We start from the raw sequence: 21,951 nt of genomic DNA on the forward strand, positions 1-21,951 counted from the left end.
GCGCCCGGCACGCCGCCACCAGGGTCAGCCGATCACCGAGAGGCAGTTCGTCGGGGTGGCGCGCGCCGGGTCGAGGGCGTTCTCCACCTCGTGGAACGCGATCCGGTCGACGGTCCCGATCGCCACGTGCTCGGACAGGTCGACCGCGCACAGGTCCTGGAGGAGGACGTTGCGTACGCCGGGTCCGTCCAGGTACTGCGTGCGGTACGGGGTCACGACCTCGTCGTACCGGGTCGCGATGACGGTGTAGCGCACCCCTGGCACGGTGTCGGGGACCGAGTTTAGCCGGGTCATGAACGCGGACCCGGCGATCTGGTCGGCGAGGCCGGGGGTCGCGGCGGAGAGCAGGTCCTCGGCGCCGGGGAAGTGCGGCAGCAGCCTGGTCAGCCCGAGGAGGGTGGTGCCGTGGTTGTCGGGGGCGAGGCCGACGAGGGCGTTCACCTTCGCCGCGCCGCCGAGGAACTTCAGGTAGTAGTTCGGCATCATGCCGCCCTGGGAGTGGCCCACCAGGTCCGCCTTGGGCGCTCCGGTGGCGGCGAGCACCTTGTCGACGAAGACGCCGAGCTGTCCGGCCGACTTGTCGACCGGGCCGAGGCCGTGGAAGAACGGGACGCCGGGAAGCTGCCCGTAGTCGAGGGAGAAGACGCAGTACCCCCGGTTGACGAGGTAGGGGGCGAGGACGAGCCAGTTGTCGACCGAGTTCCCGAACGTTCCGTGGACCAGGACGACGGGCCGGGGGTGGGCCGCGGAGGGCTTGCAGGAGTAGTCGTTCCAGCCCCGGGACGTGGCGGCGGCCTCGGCCGCGGGGGCGGCGGCAGCGGCCGCCGTGGGGGCGGCGAAGGCGGCGAAGGCGAGGAGCAGGGCGGTCAGCGTCCGGCGTGGACGGCGGGTGCGCACCGGAAGGTTCCAGGGCAGCATCGTGTGTTCTCCTTGCGGCTCAAGGGGGGTGCGATGTGTGTGCGCCCTGCGGCCCGGACCACAAGAGTTACGTGCTCATGCCAAGTTACGCACGAGTACGGCGCCGGGGGAAGTTACGCGTCGGTAAAAATTGATGCGCCGCCACCGCCGCCCGGTTCGCCACGGGTTCAGGCGGCGAGGCGTCCCGGCTTCACCGCCTGCGGCCCGAACCTTGCGCGCAGCCGGTCCGACACCGCCTCGATGCGCCGCGCCCGCTCGTCCACCGGGTCGAAGGTGAGCTGACGGGCCGCGCGCTCCGCCTCGTACAGACCCTCCGCCCGCAGGGAGATCCCCCGCACTCGCGCCCGCTGGAGCCCGAACGAGTCCTGGATGCGGTACGCCAGTGCGGCGAGCGCCACCGAGTGGGCGGTGGGCTCGGGGAGCGTACGGCTGCGGGTCAGCGTCGCGTATCCGGTGCGGGCGGCGTAGCGCACGGTGACCGCGAGCGAGCGGCACACCTGTCCATCGGCACGCAGCCGGATGCCCAGTTCCTCGGTGAGCGAGAGGAGCGCCCTGCGGTGCTGCTCCGGGTCCAGCTCGTCGCGGGGGAAGGACCGTTCGGCGGCGACCGAGCGGGCGGCGGCGTTCGGCACGACCCGGGTACGGTCGATGCCGTTCGCCCGCTCCCACAGTTCGCGGCCGTTCCGGACGCCGGTGATCCGTTGCAGGGTGGCGAGCGGCGCGGCGGCGATCCGGCCGACGGAGTCCAGTCCGTACCCGCACAGCGTGCGCGCCGTGGCCGCCCCGACCCCGTCGAGCGCGGCGGCCGGCCTGGCCGCCAGGAACGCGGCGGCCCCGTCCGCGGGCACCACGAAGGTCGTACCGGGCGCCGCCTGCCGCGCCGCCATCCTGGCCAGCATCGGGTTGACGGCCGCCCCGATCGCGCAGTCCACGCCGTGCAGGGCGAGCGCGCGGACCCGGATCACCGAGGCCAGACCGGTCACGTCCCGCCCGAAGTAGCGCAGCGCCCCGCCCACATCGGCGAGGGCAGCGTCGGGCGGTGCGGCCTCGACGACCGGGGTGAACCCGCCGAGCAGGGCGATCAGCCCCTCGTACCCCGCACTGTCCGGGAGCCCTCCGCCGATCCGCCGGAAACGCAGGCACAGGACCGACGGCCGTTCGCCCGTCTTGTCGCTCATCCCGCGCTCCCGGGGCTCTGGTGCCACAGCTTCCTCCCCGTGGGCGTCCCCTCTCCGGCCGGCCGGAGATCGGCCCAGGCGTTCATCTCGTACCCGGTGGGCATCTGGATGCGGCGGCTTTCCGTGGGAGCGGCTTCCTGAGCACCCTCCCGCACCGGCTCCTCCGCGAGCCGGGCAGCGACCGCGTCGAGCCCGCCGGTGCGCCGCAGCTCGGCCAGCTCCGCCAGGTTCCAGGCCGCCGCGCCCACCACGCTCAGGCTGCGCGACCCGCGCCGCTGCACCACTCCGCGCACCAGCAGCAGCCAGGAGTGGAAGACGGTGTGCGCGCAGGCGGCGTGGCTGTCGTCGAAGAAGGCCAGGTCGACCAGGCCCGTACCGTCGTCCAGGGTGGTGAAGATGACCCGGCGGCCGGAGCGGACCGGCGGGGTCTGGGTGGCGGCCTTGGCTCCCGCGACCAGCACGGTCTCCCCGTGCCGGGCCTCCCTCAGCCGCTTCGCCGAGACCGCGCCCAGCTCCTTGAGGAACGCGTGGTGGTCCCCCATCAGATGCCGGGACACGTCCATGTTCAGCACGCCGAGTTCGGCGCTGAGGCGCTCCGCCTCGGTGAGGTCGGGCAGACCGATGGAGCCGGTGTGCCGGCCGTCCCCGAGCGGAAGCTGCGCGCTCCCGGGCCCCGGGTCCGAGCTCCGCCGGGCATGGTGGAGCTCGGAGAGGTGCAGCAGCAGATCGCGGCGGTTGGCGCCGAAGGCGTCCAGCGCGCCGACCTTGGCCAGCCGTTCGGCGGCCGGCCTGCCGGGCCGGGCCCGCTGCCAGAAGTCCAGCAGCGAGGCGTAGGGCTGCCCGGCCTCGATCCTGGCGGCCTCGGCCTCGCTGATGCCGTGGACGTCCGAGAGGGCCAGCCGCAGCCCCCAGACCTCCGCCCCACCCTCCTTATCAGACGTCAGTTCGATTCTATGAGTGACCGCCGACCGGTTCACGTCCAGCGGCAGCACGGGCACCCCGCGCCGCCGCGCGTCCGTGAGCAGCAGCCGCTTCGGATACATCCCGGGATCGTGGGTGAGCAGCCCGGCGTAGAAGGCGGCCGGATGGTGGGCCTTGAGCCAGGCCGTCTGGTAGGTGGGTACGGCGAAGGCGACCGCGTGCGCCTTGCAGAAGCCGTACGAACCGAACGCCTCGATGATCTCCCAGGTCCGGGCGATCACCTCGATGCCGTACTTCCTCGCCGCGGCCCGCTGCGCGAACCACACCTTGACGCGCTCCTTCGACCCGGGATCGGAGAGCCCGCGCCGCACCCGGTCGGCCTCGCCCCGGCCGCAGCCGGTCATGATGTCGACCATCTGGATGATCTGCTCGTGGAAGACGACCACTCCGTACGTCTCACGCAGCGGCTCCTCCAGGTCGGGATGCGGATGACGGACGGGAGCGCGGCCGTGCCTGGCCTCGATGAACGGCCGCACCATGTCGGCGGCGACCGGCCCCGGCCGGAACAGCGATATGTCGACCACGAGGTCGTGGAAGGTGGCCGGCTGGAGCCTGCCGACCAGATCGCGCTGGCCGGGTGACTCGATCTGGAAGCAGCCCAGCGTCTCGGTGGACCTGATCAGCCGGTACGTCTCCGGGTCGTCCGGCGGTACGGCGTCCAGGTCGAGCTCCTGCCCCGAGGCCCGCTTCAGCTCGGCGACCGCGTGCGCCATCGCCGACTGCATCCGCACACCCAGCACATCGAGTTTGAGCAGCCCGAGATCCTCCACGTCCTCCTTGTCGAACTGCGCCATCGGGAAGCTCTCGCCGCTGGTGGGCACGACCGGGGTGCGGCGCAGCAGGGAGGCGTCCGAGAGGAGCACCCCGCACGGGTGCATGGCGATGCCGCGCGGCAGGGCGTCGAGTCCTTCCACCAGCTCCCACAGCCGGCCGTACCTCTCCTTGTCCGCCGCGACCTTCCGCAGCTCGGGCAGTTCCTCCATGGCCGCGCGGGCGTCGCGGGCCCGGATGTGCGGGAACGCCTTGGCCAGCCGGTCGGTCTCTGCCGGGTCCATGGAGAGCGCGGCCCCGACATCCCGGATGGCGTGGCGCACCCGGTAGGTCTCGGGCATGGCGACGGTCGCGACCCGCTCGGCGCCGAAGCGCCGGATGATCGCGCGGTAGACGTCGAGGCGGCGGGCCGACTCCACGTCGATGTCGATGTCGGGCAGCACGAAGCGCCGCTTGGAGAGGAAGCGCTCCATGAGCAGCCCGTGCTCGACCGGATCGGCCTGCGCGATGCCCAGGAGATGGTTGACCAGGGAGCCCGCACCGGAGCCGCGGGCGGCGACGCGTACCCCCATGTCCCGTATGTCGTCCACCACCTGAGCGACGGTCAGGAAGTAGGAGGCGAAGTTGTGGTGGGCGATGATGTCCAGTTCCTGGTGCATCCGCTCCCAGTAGTCCCGTCTGCGGTCGAGGCCGCGCAGGACCATGCCGGCGGCGGCCCGGGAGGCCAGCACCCGCTGGGCGGTACGCAGGCCGGCGCCGACGAGGTGCGGTTCGGGGAAGTGGACCGCGCCGATCCCGAGGTCACCGGCGGGGTCGACGCGGCAGGCGTCGGCGGTACGCCGGGTCTCGGCGAGCAGCGCCGCCCCCGCGCCCGGCCCGAGACCGGCGGCGGCGGTGATCCGCTCGGCGGTCTCCGCCATCGCGCGGGCGTCCTTGAGCCAGCGCTCCCCGCTGTCGAGGGGCGAGCGGCGCGGGTCGAGGGGGACGAGCCTGCGGGCGGCGTCGAGCACGTCGGCGACGCGGCTCTGCCCGGCGTCGGCGTACCGGACCGCGTTGGTCAGGACGGCCCGCACCCCCTGTTCGGCGGCGAAGCCGACGGTACGGGCGGCGAGCCGCAGCGATCCGGGTCCTGTGCCCTGACGGCCGTGGTGTACGGCTTCGAGGCGCAGGTCGTCGCCGTAGATCTCCCGCCATGGCGCGAGCAGCGCGGCGGCCAGGTCGGGCCGGCCGGCGGAGAGCGCCGCGCCCACCTCGGATGCGGGGCCCAGCAGCACGGTGAGCCCTTCGGCGGGCAGCTCGGACCGGCCGACGACGGGCTGCCCGGCGCCCGCGGACGAGCTGGGCGGAGCGGACCGCGCCGGCGAGGGCGTCGCGGTCGGTACGGACGGTGCCGGTACGGACAGTACGGACGGAGCGGCGTGGGCCGCGGTGACGAGCCGGCACAGCTCGGCCCAGCCCCGGGCGCCGTCCCGGGCGAGGAAAGTGGCCCGGGGTGCGGATTCGTCGACAAAGGCGCCCCCGCGTGCCGGTGTACGCCGACGGGCACGCCCGTCATCCGCCGCGGCCGGTGCCACCGCGAGGTCCACCCCGAACAGCGGCCGCACCCCGGCTTCTCCGCACGCCTTGGCGAAGCGGACCGTGCCCGCGAGGGTGTCGCGGTCGGTCAGCGCGAGGGCGTCCATCCCCCGGTCGGCGGCGCACTCGGCCAGCCGCTCCGGGTGCGAGGCCCCGTACCGCAGGGAGAATCCGGAAGCGGTGTGCAGATGCGTGAACCCGGACATCCGCACCTCCTGGACCGATCCGTACTCATCACCCCCCTCGTTCTCCACCATAGACCATTTCGAACACTCGTACGATAACCGGCCCGGGGGCACCCCCCTCGACCATTCGGCCCAGCCCCACCTGCGTAAACACCAGGTCGCCCGGACCGTGAGGGCATGACTTTCGTCGACGAGGTGAAGAACGCCGTCACTCCACGGGCCGCCCTGCTCGTCCTGGGCGTGCTCGCGCTGCAACTGCTGTTCATCGCGTCCTACGTCGGGGCCCTGCACAAGCCCGACCCGACGGACGTCCCCTTCGCCGTCGTCGCGCCCCAGCAGGTCTCGGGGCAGCTCGTCTCCCGGCTCGAGGAACTCCCCGGCGGCCCGCTCGACCCGCGCCCGGCCCGCGACGCGGCCGAGGCCCGCGAACAGATCATGAACCGCGACATCGACGGCGCCCTGATCGTCGACCCCAGGGGCACCACCGACACCGTGCTCGTCGCCTCGGGCGGCGGGACCGTCCTGGCCGACTCGCTGACGAAGATCATGGAGAAGGTCGACGCGACCCAGCGCCGCACGGTCAGGACCGTCGACGTGGCCCCGGCGTCACCGGACGACTTCGACGGCCTCTCGTCCTTCTACCTCGTGGTGGGCTGGTGCGTCGGCGGCTACCTCTGCGCCTCGATCCTGGCGATCAGCGCGGGCACCAGGCCCGCGGACCGGCAGCGCGCCCTGATCAGGACCGCCACCATGGCGCTGTACTCGATCGCGGGCGGAATCGGCGGCGCGGTGATCATCGGACCGGTCCTCGGCGCACTGCCCGGGAGCCTGTGGGGGCTGTGGGGCCTGGGCGCACTGGTCGTCTTCGCGGTCGGCATGATCACACTCGCCCTGGAGGCCCTCACCGGCGTCATCGGCATCGGCCTGGCCGTCCTGCTCATCGTGATCGCGGGCAATCCCAGCGCGGGCGGCGCCTTCCCGCTGCCGATGCTGCCCGACTTCTGGCGGGCGATCGGCCCCGCGCTGCCACCGGGGGCGGGCACCTGGGCGGCCCGCTCGATCGCCTACTTCAAGGGCAACGCGCTCACCGGCCCGCTGCTGGTGCTCTCCGCCTGGGCGGTCGTGGGCACGGCCCTCACGCTGCTCCTGTCGATGCGGCACAGCCCGGACCCCACCACCGGCCCGCCGGCCACCACCCCGGCCGCCACGGACCTTCGCCCCGGCGGCTCGACCGCCGCCTGACCGGATCTGCCGTTCAGGCAGCGGTGCTCACTGACGCCCGTACCGTACTCCCCCGTCACTCGCAGCCAAGCGCCGCCCGTCCGGGCACGCTCGCGCCGTCGTCGCCCGGGCCGGCCGGCCCCGGCACCCGGTCCCGTGCCGCGGACAGTTCCGTGACCTCCGCGCGCAGCGCCCGTACCTCCGCCGTGAGCGCGATGATGGCCTCCGTCTGCAGCCGGTCCGCGGTGTCGTCGCTCTCGAAGCGGGAGATGAACCAGGCGGCGATGTTCGCCGTGACGACACCCAGCAGCGCGATCCCCGACAGCATCAGTCCGACCGCGAGCATCCGGCCCAGACCCGTGGTCGGGGCGAAGTCGCCGTATCCGACGGTCGTCATCGTGGTGAAGGACCACCACACCGCGTCGCCGAGCGTCTTGATGGTGCCTTGGGGCGAGTCCCTCTCGACCTCCAGCACCGCGAGTGAGCCGAACATCAGCAGACCCACGCACGACCCCGCCACGTAGGTGGTCAGCCGCACCTGCGAGGCCATCCGGGCCCGGTGCCCGGCCAGCAACAGGGTGGACACCAGCCGGAGCAGCCGCAGCGGCTGCACCATGGGCAGCAGCACGGCGGTCAGTGCCAGCGGGTGACTGCGTACGAACCGCCACCGGTCGGCCGCGAGCAGGAGCCGTACGGCGTAGTCGACGGCGAACGCTCCCCACACCACCCACTCCACACCCCGGCACAGCCGCAGTGTCGTGGCGCCCGCGCCGGGTGCCACGACGGGGACGGCGTACGCGACGGCGAACAGGAGGGCCAGCACCAGGAGCGGCCCCTGGGTACGCCGCTCCCACCGCTCGTCGGCCCCTGTTCCGCCCCCGGACGTCGCCTCCGCCGGTTCCGTGCTTCTCATGGAGTCATCGTAAGGAGCGGAAGCCGGCCGGTGGCACACCCGCTCCGCGCGGGCCCTGGGCTCCCGGTACTGTCCGCTTGTCCGAAAACAAGCCCTCGGGTCGGGGGCCACGCGGGAGGGGCGTCATGAGCGGTACGGAGTCGGTCGACAGTACGTGGGAGCTGAGCGGCGAAGAGGGCGGGGCGCTCGCGGGCCGGTGGTGGAAGTGGGCCCTGTCCGCCCCGGACGACCGGTGTCCGGTGCAGGACACGACGGGCGAGCACGCGGCCTGGAAGCAGCCGGGCGACCTCTGGTTCCTCGCCGGTACCTACGGGGGTCGTGTGGTGCGGCGCTGTGCGGTCCCCGCGGACCGGCGGTTGTTCTTTCCGGTGCTCAACATGCAGCACACCAGGTCGTATTCGAGGGTTCCCCGGTCCATGGCGGTCGCGGAGGCCGACGCGTCGCTCAACGGTGTTCCGCTGCCTCTGCGGGAGTTCACGGCGGCGTTCAGGACGGGCCTGGTCCAGCGCTATGCCTGGGGTGTCTGGGGCGGCGTCGCCCCGCTGACTCCCGGTGCCTACGTGCTGGAGATCAGGGCCAGGGCGACCAACGGATTCCAGGTGGACACGACGTACCACCTGGAGTCGAAGGTCTTCTGACCCGCCGGCCGCGGTGGCGGGAGGGGGTTCTTCCATGGCCGCGGTCCGGCCCGGAGCCCAATTCCTGACGTCCAGTCGGCACGACGGCTAGGCATGACAGGTGCATGGCATCATCCTGGAGCGGCGACCCCGTGTGATCCACGGGGCACGCGCACCCCCGCATCCCCGTCCCGCACCGGAGGTTGTCCATGCGTCGCCGTTTCGCCGTCTCGCTCTCCGCGGTAGCCCTGTCGCTCCCCCTCGCCCTGCTCCCTGCCGCGTCCGCCTCGGCCGCCCCCGCCGACAAGCCGCAGGTCCTCAGCTCCTGGACCCAGACGAGCGCCTCCAGCTACAACGCCTGGAACTCCGCCCGCAACAACCAGGGCGCCTGGGCCGCGTACGGCTTCGACTGGTCGACGGACTACTGCAGCACCTCGCCCGACAACCCCTTCGGCTTCCCCTTCCAGAAGTCCTGCGCCCGCCACGACTTCGGCTACCGCAACTACAAGGCCGCGGGCACCTTCTCCGCCAACAAGGCGCGCATCGACTCCGCGTTCTACTCGGACCTCAAGCGGGTGTGCGCCGCCTACTCGGGGCCACGCTCACCTCGTGCAACAGCACGGCGTGGACGTACTACCACGCCGTGGACATCTTCGGCGTGGCACCGGCGAAGGCGGGCTCCGCCAGACAGGCGCAGGCCGCCTGACCCGAGCGCACCGCCTGATCCGCACGAGACCCCCGGGCCCCGAGCACGTGTTCCCGTCACCGTCACCGGGACTGCTGCGGGTCCGGAGGGCGGGTCGCGCACGCCCGGCGCGAGGAAGCCGGCACCGGGGCACCGGAGGCTCCCTGTGGCTCAGCGGCCTCATAGCCGTACTCGTCTGTCCCGGTGCGCCCGTGACGACATGCTTCACCTCGCGGCGTACGTAAGGGGAAGCCGCACCGGCAGCTGGATCGTCCGGCGTCCCTGTTCACCGGACCCCGGTGAACAGGGACGCTCACCTACATCCTCGCTGTCAGGCGTCGATACGGTTCCGCTCACTGGCCGGGACGGGGACGGAGAGGGTGTTGCCGGGAGGCGGGAACGGGCAGATGAAGTGGTCCGCGAAGGCGCAGGGCGGTAGCAGCGCGCGGTTGAAGTCGACGCTCACGCGGCCGTCCTCGGCCGGTGGCGCGGGCCGCAGGAAACGGAAGCGGTAACTGCTGCCCCCGCTGGTGGCGTCGGCGAAGACCACCCAGAGCGAACCGTCGGGTTCGACCGCGGCCTGGAGCGTGTGCGCGGCTCCCTCCACCTCGAAGGTGATCTCCCCGCCGAGCCCGAGACCCCGCTCGACCCCGTCGGCGTTCCCGACCCGGACCGTGCGCTCCGCCAGGTACGGCCGGAAGGTGCCGGGGAGCACCCAGCCCGGGTCGTACGGGGTGGCTTCGATGGTCCGGAACGCCTGCCGGGCGGGGGACGCGGGGTCGAAGTCGCGTACGGCCAGAAGTCCCTCACGGCTCAGCACGACCAGTCGGCGCGCGCCGTGCGCCACCCGGGCCCCGTCGATCGGCCCGCGGTCGGCCATGAGCCTGACCTCGCCGGTCAGCGGCTTGCCGTCGATGCTCAGCCCGTCCTCGGGCGTGGCCGTGAGCAGCACTCCTCCGCCCTCTTCACGCCACCGCCCCGGGACGGCCGGAATGCGGCCGTCCGGGTAGTCGGAGAGCCAGTGGGTGCCCATCAGGGAGAGCGGACCGTACGGCGCGGCGACCGTGCCGATGCGCTCTTCGTGCCAGCTCCGCCACTCCTGCCGGGCCTGCTGTTCGTCCGTGCTCATGGCCTCAACCCTTCCATACGGGCAGGCCGGTCGGGCTCAGCAGTCGCAACCGCAGTCGCAGCAGCCACCCTCGCCGTCACCGCCACAACTGCTACAGCAGTTGCACACGTCGCAGCAGGACCCGCAGTCGCACTGGCCGCACAGGCCACTGCGCTGCTCGCGGCTCCATGGCCCCTGGTACGTCCCGCAGCACATCTGGCCGGTGCAGGCGAGCCCCGTCCACACCAGGCAGCCGGCTATCAGCCCGCGCCGGTCGCGCGGCGGCCGGGGCGGCGGCGGGGAGGGCGGCCCGTAGGGCCCACCGGGTACCGGGGTGTAGGGCCCGGCGGGCGGCGGCCCGAACGACCCGGCCGGCGGCCCGCCCGGCCGCTGACGGTCCGTCCGCTCCCCGCCCTCCAGCAGCACGGCGCCCGGGAGGGCGCCGTCGGCCTGGTGCGAGCAGGCGGCCGAGCCGAACGCCCGGTCCACCGAGCGGCGCAGCTCGTGCACGAGCAGGACGTGCGCCAGGGCGCCGTCGGTGAACTCCGCGTCGCCCAGCGCCAGCCGTACGCCGTGCAGCGCGTCGTCGCACAGGCGCCGGGCCTCGGCGAGCGAGGTGCCGGTAGCGGTGAGCGGGTTCCAGGCGCCCGACGCGGCGTCAGCCTCCTGGTCCTCCACGGCGTCCAGCAGGTGCGCGAGCCGCCCGAAGAGCCGGCCCGCCTCCGCGAGCGGCGCCGCGTTCCGGGGCCTGCCCGCGAGTACGGCGGTGTGCGCGAAGGCCGCGGCGGTCGCCGTCTCGGTGGGCTCGGTGACCGTCAGCAGCGGGGTCCCGGGGCCGGCGAGCGACTCGATCCCGTTCTGCCGGCCGACCGCGTCGAGCAGTACCGCCGTGTCGAAGCCGAGCTCGGCTCCCGTACGCGCGCCCGCCCGGTCCCAGCCGGCGGCGACCCGGCGTGCCGCCGCCGCGACCGGGCGCCGCGCCAACAGGCCGTCGCGGTCGGCCACGTGGTCGCGCATCTTCGCCGACGCCAGGACGAGGGAGACGGCGGCGGCGAGCCGGGCCCCCTCGCCGCGGGCGACGGGCGCGGTGCGCATGGAGCGCAGCAGACAGGGCCCCGCGGTCCGGCGGAGTCCGGTGCCGCGTTCGGCCTGAGCTTCCGTCAGGACCGAGACGATCAGGCCGTCGTAGTTGGTGACGACCCGGGCGAACTGCCCGTGGTCGGCGCGCAGGGCGAGACAGAGGCCGCACAGATGCGCCGTCCACTCCGTCTTCAGCCGTTCCGACAGGCGGTGCGCGCAGGGTCTGACGATTCCGAACACGCCGGTCCCCCCGGAGGTCGTTCGTGGAAGGCGCCGGGCTCGTGCACCTGCGCGGCGTGCATCGTATCGAGTGATCCGTTCACCCGTACGTGCCCCAGGTCACCCGTACGGCCCGGAGCATCATATTTTCCTTCTACCAGGCGCCTTATCCGGGACGAACCTTGACGAACCGCCACATCTTCTGCACCAGTACCGTCACGAATCCCCTGCACTCCGACTATCTACTTGGCGCGCTGTCCGCATCATGAACGACCATGGGGATAGGAAAGAGATGCGGAACACCAAGGAACCGCGGTGAGAGGAGGCGTCCATGGGATCGGTGCGCAAGGCGAGTGCCTGGCTGGGCCTCGTAGAGGACAACGACGAGCGGTACTACGACGACGAGTACTCCGAAGGTGCTGAGACCGGTACGAGCCAGGCGTGGGTGACCGACCCGCGCGTCCAGGTGGCCTCCGTGACGGCCGAGGAGAAGGGCCGCCGGATCGCGACCGTCACCCCGGACAGCTTCCGGGACGCGCGGGGCATCGGTGAGCTCTACCGGGACGGCGTCCCGGTGATCGTCAACCTGACGGCCATGGACCCCGCCGACGCCAAGCGCGTCGTGGACTTCGCCGCGGGGCTGACCTTCGGACTGCGCGGCTCGATCGAGCGCGTGGCCACCCGGGTCTTCCTGCTGACCCCCGCCAACACCCGGGTAGTGAACGGCGAAGCCGCCGGCCGGCCGGCCGACGGCTTCTTCAACCAGAGCTGAGCAGGGCGCTCACCGGCTCGGTCCGGTCTGCACCCCGGTCTACCGGAAGGCGTCCAGACCGGTGAGCGCCTTGCCCAGCACCAGCTGGTGCATCTCCACGGTCCCCTCGTAGGTGAGCACCGACTCCAGATTCGTCGCATGGCGCATCACCGGGTACTCGAGCGAGATCCCGTTGGCGCCGAGGATGGTGCGCGAGGTGCGGCAGATCTCGATGGCCTCCCGCACGTTGTTGAGCTTTCCGAAACTGACCTGTTCGGGGCGGAGTGTCCCCGCGTCCATCCGCCGGCCCAGATGGTGGGCGAGCAGGATGCCCTTGTGCAGTTCCAGGGCCATGTCCGCGAGCTTGGCCTGGGTGAGCTGGAAGCCGCCGATCGGCCTGCCGAACTGCTCCCGGGTCCTCGCGTAGTCGACCGCGGCCTCGAAGCTGGCGCGCGCCGCGCCCATCGCACCCCAGACGATCCCGTACCGGGCGTGGCTGAGGCAGCTGAGCGGGCCCCGCAGGCCGGTGACGCCGGGCAGCACCGCGTCGGCGGGCAGCCGCACACCGTCCAGGACCAGTTCGCTGGTGACCGAGGCCCGCAGCGACCACTTGTGCCTGATCTCCGGCGCCGAGAAGCCGGGGGCGTCGGTGGGTACGAGGAAACCGCGGATGCCGGTGCCGTTCGCGCCCTCGCCGGTCTGCGCCCAGACCACGGCGACCCCGGCGACCGAGCCGTTGGTGATCCACATCTTGCGGCCTTCGAGCACCCAGTCCCCGCCGTCGCGCCTGGCGTACGTGCGCATCCCGGCCGGGTCGGAGCCGTGGTCCGGCTCGGTGAGCCCGAAGCAGCCGATGATCTCGCCCGCCGCCATGCCGGGCAGCCACTGCCGCTTCTGCTCATCGGAGCCGAAGCGGTGGATCGCGTACATGGCGAGGGAGCCCTGTACGGAGACCAGCGAGCGGATTCCGGAGTCGGCGGCCTCCAGTTCCAGGCAGGCCAGACCGTACTGGACGGCGGTGGCGCCCGCGCAGCCGTATCCCTCCAGGGACATGCCGAGCGCGCCGAGCGCGCCCAGCTCCCTGGCCAGCTCGCGGATGGTGGGCAGCTCGCCGTTCTCGTACCACTCGGCGATGTGCGGCAGTACCCGGTCGGCGGCCCAGGCCCGGACGGTGTCACGGATCGCGAGGTCCTCGGGGCCGAGCAGGTCGTCGACGCCGATCGGGTCGGCGGGGTCGAACGGCGGGAGCTTCGACGGCTTCGAGGGCGGCGTGGTGGACATGAGGGTGCCTCCGGCGGCTCGCAGCGAACGAAAACTAGCAGTGGTAGTTACGAGGTCGTGCCGACATTACGGCTCAGTGTGCTGCTCGTCCAGAGCCGGCCGCCTCGGCGGGTTCACGCCGCGACGGCAGCGGAACCCCCGGCTCGGAACGCCCTCCGCGACCCGGCGCGGGGACGCTCGTCAGGCGGGGCCCGGCGACGATCCGTTCACGGGCCCGGCACGGCTGGGCAGGCGTGCAGTCCATGGCCTTCGGCAGCCGCCGCGCGGCCAGCGCCCCGAGCAGCAGGAGCCCGGCACTGACCAGCAGCGTGAGATGGAGGCCGTTCATGAAGGCGTGGCGGGCCGTGGTGCGCAGCAGGGCTCCCGCGGGACCGCCGAGCTCACCGGCCACCTGGTACGCCTCCCCCAGTGAGTTCGAGGCCGCCGCTCCGGCCTCGGCGGGCACGCCCCGGGCGTGCAGCCCGGAGAGGCCCGGCGCGTAGGCGGCGTTCATGACGCTGCCGAGCAGCGCGATGCCCATACCCGCCCCGAGCTGGTAGGACGTCTCACCGATCGCCGCCGCGCCGCCCGCGCGCTCCGCGGGCACCTCGCTCAGCATCGACTCGTAGGCGCCGAAAAGCGTGGACTGCAGCCCGAAGCCGAGCAGTACGAAGCCCGCCGTCAGCAGGACGGGACGGTCGTGCTGGCCCATCAGGGTCAGCAGCAGCACCGCGCCCGCCGTCAGCACGAAACCCCAGCCGACCATCCGGCGGGGGCCGACGCGGCGCAGGGTGTACGAGCCGGTGGCGCCGGCCGCCATCGCGGCGAAGGTCAGCGGCAGCAGCCGCAGGCCGGTCTCCAGCGGGCTGAGGTCCAGGACCAGCTGGAGGTACTGGACCGCGATCAGCTCCAGGCCGACCAGGGCGAGCATGGCGAGGACGATGCAGCCCACCGCCGTGCTGAACGCGGGCCGGGAGAACATCGCCATGTCGATCAGGGGATGCGTACGGCGCTTCTGCCTGCGCACGAAGAGGACGAACAGCGAGGCGCCGGTCACCAGGGGGGCGAGCGTCGCGAGGCTCAGTACGTCCTGGCCACCGCCCAGCCGCTTCACTCCGAGGACGACACCCAGCACACCGGCCGCGGCCAGCAGCGCGCCGAGCACGTCCCACGGACCCTCGGCGGTGCCGCGGGACTCCGGCAGCAGCCGGCGGCCGAGCGGCAGCATGACCGCCATCAGCGGGATGTTGATCAGGAAGACCGAGCCCCACCAGTAGTGCTCGACCAGGAAGCCGCCGATGACCGGCCCGGCGGCGGCGCCGGCCGCGGCGACGGCCGTCCACAAGCCGATGGCGAGGGCCCGCTCACGGCGGTCGGGGAAGACCTGGCGCAGGATGGACAGCGTCGCCGGCATGATCATCGCGCCGCCGACCCCGAGCAGCGCGCGGGCCGCTATGAGGACGGCGGGGGTGTCCGCCACCGCGGCGAGCGCCGAGGCGGCGCCGAACAGCGCGTAACCGGACAGCAGGACCTTGCGTCGGCCGATCCGGTCGCCGAGGGTGCCGAAGAGGATGAGCAGCGAGGCGCAGACCAACGGGTAGGCGTCCACGATCCAGAGCAGCCCCACGGCACTGGGACGCAGATCCTCGGTGACGGCGGGTACGGCGACGTGGAGCACCGTCGCGTCGAGGGCGACGAGCAGCAGGCTGAGGCAGAGGACGACCAGCACGGCCCAGCGGTTGGCGCCGGCGCCCGCTTCACGCAGCCGGTGTCCGGCCGTGGTCGTCCGCGACATGTACGTACCTCCCATGATTCCCTCACGCTCGGCAGACCGGCGGGGACTCCGCGTGCGGCATCCCCGGGGCCCGGCATCGACGGGCGAGTGATCCGTCAGCGTACGCGAGTCCGGCGTGGTCAGACGTGGTCCACCTCATACCGCGTCGCGTGCCGGAGTGTGGCGTGCGCCACGCCGCCACGCCGCGGCGGGGCCTCTTCCGGGACCGCGCCGGAAGCCGTGGAGCATCCTGCGGACCGGTGCCCGCGCCGGGTAGCGGACACCGGGACAGCACCTTGGAGACACGCTTCGGCCACCTCAAGGACACCCGCCGCGAATGACCGGAGAATTTCATACAAGATCCGCCCCGCACGCTTATCCCAGCAGCTCAAACATGCTTACGAGGCGGTCGGCGTACCAATTGCGTGAAGGACCACCGGGATTCTCGGGTGCGTTCGGAATTGAGGCCCCGCTGAGACAAAGTCCACATCACATCGTCATCACAAAGCGGCCCGAACGGCCTGCTCTCACACTCACTCGCTGTAACGTCCATTGGGTGCGTACCGACATCTTTGCCCGTCTGGACCGGGAGCCGGAACCGCCGAAGATAGAGATCCCGCGGATGAGTCGCCACCGCATCGCTCTCTTCGGCGGGACTTTGGCGTTCTATCTCGCCATCGTCGTCGCCGTGCTGGTCTCGTCCTGGCTCGTGGCCCTCGACTGGAAGGTCATGCTGTTCCGGCCGTACCAGCAGTGGCCCGAGCTGCACGCCTTCCTCGACTACTACGTCGTCCTGGGCCAGCGGGGCCCGACCGCCGTGATGGTGGCCTGCTGGCTGGGCTGGCGGTCCTGGCGCCAGCACACCCTGCGTCCGCTGCTCACCCTCGGCACCTCGCTGCTCCTGCTCAACGTGACGGTCGGCGCCGTCAAGCTGGGCCTCGGGCGGCTCGGGCCGCACTACGCGACGCAGATCGGCTCGGCCGAGATGTTCGCGGGCGGCGATATATTTCCTTCCGGACACACCGCCAACGCCGTGGTGACCTGGGGAATCCTCGCCTACCTGGCCACCACGCCACGGGCCAGGCGCTATCTCTCGGCCCTGTCGGCAACGGTCTCGCTGGGTGTCGGACTCACCACCGTCTACATCGGGACGCACTGGCTGAGCGACGTCCTGCTGGGCTGGGCGGCGGGGCTGCTGATCATGCTGGGGCTGCCGTGGTTCGAGCCCGTGATCACCCGTGCCGAAGCCTGGATCTTCGCGGTACGCGAGCAGTGGCGGGCGCGCAGGCGCCCCGTGGTGGCCGCCGCCGCAAGGCCGCAGGTGCTGCTCCCCCAGCCGCTCGGCACCCGGAGCGACAGCGGTGGCGGTGCGGGGACCGCGGAGGCGCCCAGCCCGTCCCTCGGTACGGCCGCCCATCCGGTGGCGGGCACCCGGCCCCGCGCGCACACGGTGCGCTCCGAGCGGACGCCGGTCACCCCGGCCGGCCCCCGCCGCCCGTCGCACGCGGAGCGCGCGCCCCGGACCAACACCCCGGCCCGCCCCATGTAGCTGACCGGCCCCCTGAGCCGCGGGGACGGTACGCACAGCCTCTCCCGCACAGCGAAGGCCCCGACCGAGGTCGGGGCCTTCGCTGTGCGGGGGCCGGCTCCGGGCCGCCCGGTCAGCCCACCCAGCAGCGGGTCACGGCGGAGCTGTCGACCTCGAAGTTGATCCGCCCCTTCATGTACTCCATGGTGATGACCGAGCCGGGCGGCAGCGACCTGACGGTCTTCCAGCCCCGGTCCCTGGCCTGCCGCTCGGCGGCCGCGGCATCGAGGCCGACGTACGACTGCGGGCTGTCGTCCGGCTGTGCGGGAGGAGTCGGTGTAGGTGCCATACCCCCACCGTAGGCGCCCCCCGACCGGGACGGAAGGCGGGATGCCGGGCCCGCGCGACGCATCCCCCCGTGCCGTACCGGTCACGCTTGGGTCACAGAATACCCACGCCCGTTTACGTCGAACAGCTTCACCCGAACGGGCAGTCCAGAACGTCAGGGGCGTTAGGCGCGGACCGCCGGACAATTGATCCGGACGGTGAACGGGGCAGGAAATTGCCGTCCGTCGCGGCTCCCGGGTGACCTGCTATTTCTCCGTGCGCGCCGCACCGCGGAAACGTCAGCGCCACCTGAAATTCATGCTTCCTTATGTAGGACTTATGCTTTCTCGTCATTTCAGCCAAGCGGCCCCGCTCCGCTGCCCGGATTCCACCGCTCCGGAAGCCTCGGACCTGGCCGTTCAGCCCAGCGCCCGGGTGAGACGGTCCCGCGCCGTCCGCACCGCGTCAGTGAGCTCCTGCGGTTCCAGCACCTCGAAGTCGAACCCCAGGAGCATCACGTGTATCACCAGCACATCCAGGCTCGCCGCCCCCGTGCGCAGCAAGGAGCTGTGCGCGTCGACCGCCTCCAGCACCCCCGCTGACGGCGAGATCCGCTCGGCCGCCCGCTCGGCCGGGACCTTCAGCCGGATGACCGCCCGCACCGCGTACACCGAGGAGGAGACGCCCTTGGAGACGTACGCCGCCAGATCCTCCGCTGGAGCGGCGCGCGGCGCGAAGCGGGGGCCGTGCGGCGGGGTGAGCGTGATGCGGTCCGCCCGGAAGGTACGCCAGTCCGAGCGGTCCGCGTCCCAGGCGACCAGGTACCAGCGGCGTTCGGTGCACACCAGCCGGTGCGGCTCGACGGTCCTGCGCGAGACCGAACCGCCATGGTCGCGGTAGTCGAACCGCAGCCGCTCGCTGTCGCGGCAGGCCCCGGCCAGCTCGGTGAGGACGCCGGGGTCGACCGTGGACGTCTCCGGACCGCGCAGCATGGGCACCGTGAAGGCTCCGAGCGCGCTCACCCGGCGCCGCAGCCGGTTCGGCAGCACCTGTTCGAGCTTGGCGAGCGCCCGGAGCGAGGTCTCGCCGATGCCCTCGACGCCCTGGCCCGCCGCCGTGCGCAGCCCCACCGCCACGGCCACCGCCTCCTCGTCGTCCAGGAGCAGGGGTGGCAGCTCGGCGCCCGCCCCGAGCTGGTAACCGCCGCCCGTGCCGGGATGCGCGTGGACCGGATAGCCGAGTGCGCGCAGCTTGTCGACGTCGCGGCGGACGGTACGCGGTGTCACGCCGAGGCGGTCCGCCAGATCGGCTCCTGACCAGTCCCGATGGGCCTGCAGCAGCGAGAGAAGGCGCAGCAGTCGTGCCGAGGTCTCCAACATGGGGGCGAGTCTGCCAGCGGTTGCGGACAACCGCTGTCCGCGACCACCGGCACTCCTCCCTGGCGGTGGACCTCAGCCGCTCAGCCCTTGCGGATCGCGTCGGCCGCCTTGTAGCGCAGGGCGTACGCCCCGTCGAGCACGGTGCCGCGGGACCGGTGCAGCACCGAGCGCAGCGCGCTCCGCGAACGGCCGCGCGCGCCCTGTGCGGCCAGTTCGGTGAAGAGGCCCAGATGGCGTTCGGCGATGGCCGCCGGGTCGAACCGCGCGGAGGAGGCCAGCGCGGCACGGCCCATGCGGCGGCGCAGCTCCTCGTCCTCCATCAGCCCCAGGAGGGCGGCACCGACCGCCGCCCGGTCCCCCACGGGCACCAGGCGCCCGTCGATGCCGTCTTCGATGATCTCGGCCGGGCCCCACGGGCAGTCGGTGGCCACGACCGGCAGCCCGCAGCGCATCGCCTCGACGATGGTCATACCGAAGGACTCGCGGTCCGACGTCACCGCGGCGATGGAGCCCTTGGGCCACTCGGTCTCCATCGGGTGCACCGCGCCCATCAGGAACACCCGCTCCTGGAGGCCGAGTGCCCGATGAGCCGGTGCAGTCCCTCCTTCTCGTCGCCGGTCGCGTCCCCGCCGCCGTAGATCCGCAGCCGCCAGTCCGGCCGGACGGCCGCCACATCGGCGAAGGCCCCGATCAGCAGGTCGTACCGCTTGACCCGGTGCAGCCGGCCCGCCGCGACGACCCATTTCTCCTCGCAGGCCGCGGGCGGGCCCGCGGGCGCCGGAACACTGTTGGCGATGGCCTCGATCCGGACTCCCGGCAGCCGCAGGCGGGTCCGGTAGTCCTCGGCGTCCGCCTCCGTCACGGTGGTGACGGCGTCGAGCAGCCCGTAGCGGTGGCCGATCTCGCGGCGCAGCCGGTAGGGATGGCTGCCCAGCGTCAGGTGTTCCTGGGCTACGCGCACCGGTCCGCGTCGCGCCTGCCGGCTGATGTGGATGTTGAGGCCGGGCCGGGTGCCGACGACGACGTCGGCCTCCAGCGACTGCAGATGGGCCGCGATCCGGGCGTCCGTGAGCCTGCTGTACTGCCTGTGCCTGCTGTCCCCGCGTGGGAACACCGAGGCGGGTCTCGCGTGTTCGGGTGCGTCTCCGTCGTAGGACGGGCTCTTCCTGCGCAGGTCGACGAGGTGTCTCAGCCGTACACCCGCCGGAGCGCCCAGCGCTGGTGCGTCACGGTGGCGGAAGACCGAGACGATCTCGATGTCGTGGTGCTCGGCGAGCTGGCCGGCCAGATTGAACGTCGTACGGATCGTGCCCCCGATGCCGTACGCGTTGTGGAGCAGAAAAGAAATGTGCATGACGTCGCCGTACCCCCCTGGTCGACTGGTCTGCTGGGGACCCTACGTGTCACCCGGACGCCGCGAGGCACCCCCGGCGGAAGACCTACCCTGAGTCACGGGACGGTCGCGGCGAGTCCATGACCAGGGCTGTTCCCGGAATCATCCACTCCGGACCGGGGCCGGCCATCCGGACGAGCCCGTCGGACTCCGGGCCCTGGTGCGTCCGCCCGCCGTCGCGGTACGGGGCGCCGCAGTGCGGCCAGGCGCCCCACCCCTGGGCCTCCAGCACCTTCTCGGCCACCAGGATCTGCTCCTTGCGGGTGGCCAGGTCGGCGCGCGCGGCGTAGTCCGTGCCGCCGTACGCCTCCCAGGTCGACTGGCGGAACTGGAGCCCGCCGTAGAAGCCGTTGCCCGTGTTGGCCTGCCAGTCGCCGCCGCTCTCGCAGGCGGCGACGCAGTCCCACGGGCCCTCGCTCGTGTCGCAGGCCCGCCCACCGGGCCACAGCCCCGGGGCGGGCCGTCGGCGGGTGCCCCGGCGGAGGGCACCGGAGGCGGCGCGGCCAGGGCCGCCGTCGGCGCGCACAGCAGCGCGAGGAAGAGGAGCGCCGCAGCCGGCGGCGCGGACAGGAACAGGGCTGCGGGCCTGAAGAACGGTTTCGGCATCCGGTCACGCTAAGCGGGCGGGGCCACGCGCAGGAACGGGCCACGCGGCCGGACGGCGACCGGCACCCGGTCGGCCCCGTGTCCGCCCGGCGGCCGCGCTCCCCGGGCACGGATCACCACCGGGTTCCCGGACGGACCGGTTGCGCCGCGAGCGGACTTCCGTACTTCGGTGCCCCTTCGCGCGTGACCCAGGCCGTGGGTCTTCCGTTGTCCTTTCATGAGCCGGGAAAAGCCCGGCACGCACCGAGTTCGAGGAGCCACCCGTGCCGCGCATGCTCGACGTCAGCGAGGACGTACGCGCCGAGATCGGCGATGCCGAAGCCGACCGGCTGCTCGTCGGCGACAGCACCCCAGGCAGTTACGACTGCACTTCCTGCCGGACCCCCGGCGACTCCGAGCAGGAGCGCACCAGCACGGTGCTGTTCGTCGGAGAGGAGACCGCCGTGCTCGCGTTCGCCCACGCGACCTGCATCCCCTCCCAGGTCGTCCAGGTGGCCGAGGACCAGCTCCAGGGAGCGGTGCGGTCCATCACCGGCAGCGAGCCGGAGAACCCGGAAGGTCTCATGCCCGACCAGGCCGTTCTCGGCATCACCAGCGGCCTCGTCCTGATCGAGGACGATCTCAGGCCGGCCCTCGTGGTCGAACCGACCGGCCCCATCGCCCGGCCCGGCACCGACGGCAGCGGGGGCGACGAGTTCCTCCAGCTGCTGCTGGAACAGGGCTTCCGGTCCACCCCCGACCTCAGCGAACTGCCGGCCGTGCTCCCCGGCTGGTCGGTGCTCCTCGCCATGGGACAGCTGCACGCCGTGCTGCAGCCGGGTTCCGGCGGCGGCACCCCCGTCGCGTGGTGGCAGGCCCACCAGCCGCTCCAGGTGACCGAGGGCTGGCGGACCGCGGCCAACAAGGCGCAGACCGTCCTGGTGTTCGCGGCCCCGGCCGGTTCGATCGGCAAGCAGCCGCGCGAGGACCTGCTCCGCGACGCCCTGGAGAAGGCGGCGGTCAACGGTCTCCTGGTCTCCGCGGCGATGCCGCTGGCCGGTACCTGACCGTGCCGGTACGTCCTTCGTACCCCCGCCCCGCACGGAATCTCCCGCCGGGCCCGCATCCGTCCGGCGGTGAGGTCGTTGGCACATACGTGCACTCATACGACCCCTCCCGCCAGCACCAGAGTCAGATTCCTGCCATGCGTCCGTCGCAGGACCCATCGGGCGGGAAGTCGCCGACTCCGATCTACGACGCGCTGTACTCCGAGTACCGGCGCTCGTTCCGAGCCCTGCCGGGCGACCGGAGCGGCGAGGAGAACCTCTCCTACCCGGGATTCGGCGCCGGACTGTTCAGCAGCCGGCACCCGCTGAGCAGTCAGCCCCCCGGTGGGCAGACCACGCACACCGGGAACCTCGGTTCCTGGCAGCGGGTCGGCCGGCACGCGGGGCGGGCCCAGCCCGCCGCCCTGCCGCCGGGCTCACGGGAGCACTGACCGTA

The 21,951-nt window shown here is 72.5% G+C and carries 17 protein-coding genes and 2 pseudogenes; 7 read left to right on the top strand and 12 right to left on the bottom strand.

What is annotated here, in order from left to right:
• Positions 1 to 24: 24 nt before the first annotated feature.
• The 3 genes from Sfulv_RS05040 to Sfulv_RS05050 form a co-directional block, all read right to left on the bottom strand.
• Positions 25 to 918: an esterase/lipase family protein gene (locus Sfulv_RS05040; RefSeq protein ID WP_173311938.1), complete on the bottom strand. Its 894-nt coding sequence runs from the start codon at positions 916 to 918 to the stop codon at positions 25 to 27.
• Between the two features lie 167 nt (positions 919 to 1,085).
• Positions 1,086 to 2,096 (bottom strand): DNA polymerase Y family protein, encoded by a 1,011-nt coding sequence (locus Sfulv_RS05045; RefSeq protein ID WP_173311942.1) that lies wholly within the window; start codon positions 2,094 to 2,096, stop codon positions 1,086 to 1,088.
• Positions 2,093 to 5,629, bottom strand: coding sequence for a DNA polymerase III subunit alpha (locus tag Sfulv_RS05050; protein WP_173317593.1), 3,537 nt, complete (start codon positions 5,627 to 5,629; stop codon positions 2,093 to 2,095). Before Sfulv_RS05050 ends, Sfulv_RS05045 begins: the two co-directional genes overlap by 4 nt.
• A 156-nt stretch (positions 5,630 to 5,785) precedes the next feature.
• Here Sfulv_RS05050 and Sfulv_RS05055 point away from each other — a divergent pair, with 156 nt between their 5' ends.
• Complete coding sequence (locus Sfulv_RS05055) at positions 5,786 to 6,850, top strand: ABC transporter permease (protein ID WP_246353015.1); 1,065 nt, start codon at positions 5,786 to 5,788, stop codon at positions 6,848 to 6,850.
• A gap of 55 nt (positions 6,851 to 6,905) precedes the next feature.
• Here Sfulv_RS05055 and Sfulv_RS05060 read toward each other — a convergent pair whose 3' ends face one another.
• Positions 6,906 to 7,742: a potassium channel family protein gene (locus Sfulv_RS05060; RefSeq protein ID WP_173311945.1), complete on the bottom strand. Its 837-nt coding sequence runs from the start codon at positions 7,740 to 7,742 to the stop codon at positions 6,906 to 6,908.
• Between the two features lie 125 nt (positions 7,743 to 7,867).
• Between Sfulv_RS05060 and Sfulv_RS30120 the strand changes: the two genes are divergently transcribed.
• A complete protein-coding gene (locus Sfulv_RS30120) occupies positions 7,868 to 8,380 on the top strand; it encodes a hypothetical protein (RefSeq protein ID WP_173311947.1) in 513 nt (170 codons plus the stop codon).
• A gap of 188 nt (positions 8,381 to 8,568) precedes the next feature.
• A pseudogene (locus Sfulv_RS05070) lies at positions 8,569 to 9,065 on the top strand (phospholipase).
• A 310-nt stretch (positions 9,066 to 9,375) separates the two neighbouring features.
• On the opposite strand, the gene Sfulv_RS05075 reads toward Sfulv_RS05070, so the two are convergent.
• Together Sfulv_RS05075 and Sfulv_RS05080 are read right to left on the bottom strand one after the other, a co-directional pair.
• Positions 9,376 to 10,173: a DUF1684 domain-containing protein gene (locus tag Sfulv_RS05075; RefSeq protein ID WP_173311950.1), complete on the bottom strand. Its 798-nt coding sequence runs from the start codon at positions 10,171 to 10,173 to the stop codon at positions 9,376 to 9,378.
• A gap of 36 nt (positions 10,174 to 10,209) precedes the next feature.
• On the bottom strand, positions 10,210 to 11,472 hold the full coding sequence (locus tag Sfulv_RS05080) for a DUF5685 family protein (RefSeq protein ID WP_173311953.1): 1,263 nt from the start codon (positions 11,470 to 11,472) through the stop codon (positions 10,210 to 10,212).
• A gap of 310 nt (positions 11,473 to 11,782) precedes the next feature.
• On the opposite strand from Sfulv_RS05080, the gene Sfulv_RS05085 reads away from it, so the two are divergent.
• A complete protein-coding gene (locus Sfulv_RS05085; protein WP_173311956.1) occupies positions 11,783 to 12,223 on the top strand; it encodes a cell division protein SepF in 441 nt (146 codons plus the stop codon).
• 39 nt (positions 12,224 to 12,262) lie between these two features.
• Here Sfulv_RS05085 and Sfulv_RS05090 read toward each other — a convergent pair whose 3' ends face one another.
• Positions 12,263 to 13,483, bottom strand: coding sequence for an acyl-CoA dehydrogenase family protein (locus Sfulv_RS05090; protein ID WP_173311959.1), 1,221 nt, complete (start codon positions 13,481 to 13,483; stop codon positions 12,263 to 12,265).
• Between the two features lie 73 nt (positions 13,484 to 13,556).
• Positions 13,557 to 15,257, bottom strand: coding sequence for an MFS transporter (locus Sfulv_RS05095; protein ID WP_173311962.1), 1,701 nt, complete (start codon positions 15,255 to 15,257; stop codon positions 13,557 to 13,559).
• Between the two features lie 535 nt (positions 15,258 to 15,792).
• On the opposite strand from Sfulv_RS05095, the gene Sfulv_RS05100 reads away from it, so the two are divergent.
• On the top strand, positions 15,793 to 16,785 hold the full coding sequence (locus Sfulv_RS05100; protein WP_173311965.1) for a phosphatase PAP2 family protein: 993 nt from the start codon (positions 15,793 to 15,795) through the stop codon (positions 16,783 to 16,785).
• A gap of 112 nt (positions 16,786 to 16,897) precedes the next feature.
• On the opposite strand, the gene Sfulv_RS05105 is transcribed toward Sfulv_RS05100, so the two are convergent.
• The 4 genes and pseudogenes from Sfulv_RS05105 to Sfulv_RS31115 form a co-directional block, all read right to left on the bottom strand.
• The gene (locus Sfulv_RS05105; RefSeq protein ID WP_173311968.1) at positions 16,898 to 17,113 is read right to left on the bottom strand and encodes an I78 family peptidase inhibitor; all 216 of its coding nucleotides are present in this window, start codon (positions 17,111 to 17,113) and stop codon (positions 16,898 to 16,900) included.
• A gap of 397 nt (positions 17,114 to 17,510) precedes the next feature.
• Positions 17,511 to 18,470 carry a helix-turn-helix transcriptional regulator gene (locus tag Sfulv_RS05110; protein ID WP_173311971.1) on the bottom strand — a complete coding sequence of 320 codons (960 nt, stop codon included), beginning with the start codon at positions 18,468 to 18,470 and terminating at the stop codon, positions 17,511 to 17,513.
• Positions 18,471 to 18,550: 80 nt separating this feature from the next.
• Positions 18,551 to 19,824: pseudogene (locus Sfulv_RS05115) on the bottom strand (glycosyltransferase family 4 protein).
• Positions 19,825 to 19,909: 85 nt separating this feature from the next.
• Positions 19,910 to 20,389 (bottom strand): transglycosylase family protein, encoded by a 480-nt coding sequence (locus Sfulv_RS31115; RefSeq protein WP_173311974.1) that lies wholly within the window; start codon positions 20,387 to 20,389, stop codon positions 19,910 to 19,912.
• Between the two features lie 343 nt (positions 20,390 to 20,732).
• Between Sfulv_RS31115 and Sfulv_RS05125 the strand changes: the two genes are divergently transcribed.
• A complete protein-coding gene (locus tag Sfulv_RS05125; RefSeq protein WP_173311977.1) occupies positions 20,733 to 21,515 on the top strand; it encodes a DUF8842 C-terminal domain-containing protein in 783 nt (260 codons plus the stop codon).
• A gap of 137 nt (positions 21,516 to 21,652) precedes the next feature.
• Positions 21,653 to 21,946 (top strand): hypothetical protein, encoded by a 294-nt coding sequence (locus Sfulv_RS05130; protein ID WP_173311980.1) that lies wholly within the window; start codon positions 21,653 to 21,655, stop codon positions 21,944 to 21,946.
• Positions 21,947 to 21,951 lie beyond the last annotated feature (5 nt).

The sequence above is a fragment of the Streptomyces fulvorobeus genome (assembly GCF_013167895.1).
In the GTDB taxonomy this organism is placed as follows: domain Bacteria; phylum Actinomycetota; class Actinomycetes; order Streptomycetales; family Streptomycetaceae; genus Streptomyces; species Streptomyces fulvorobeus.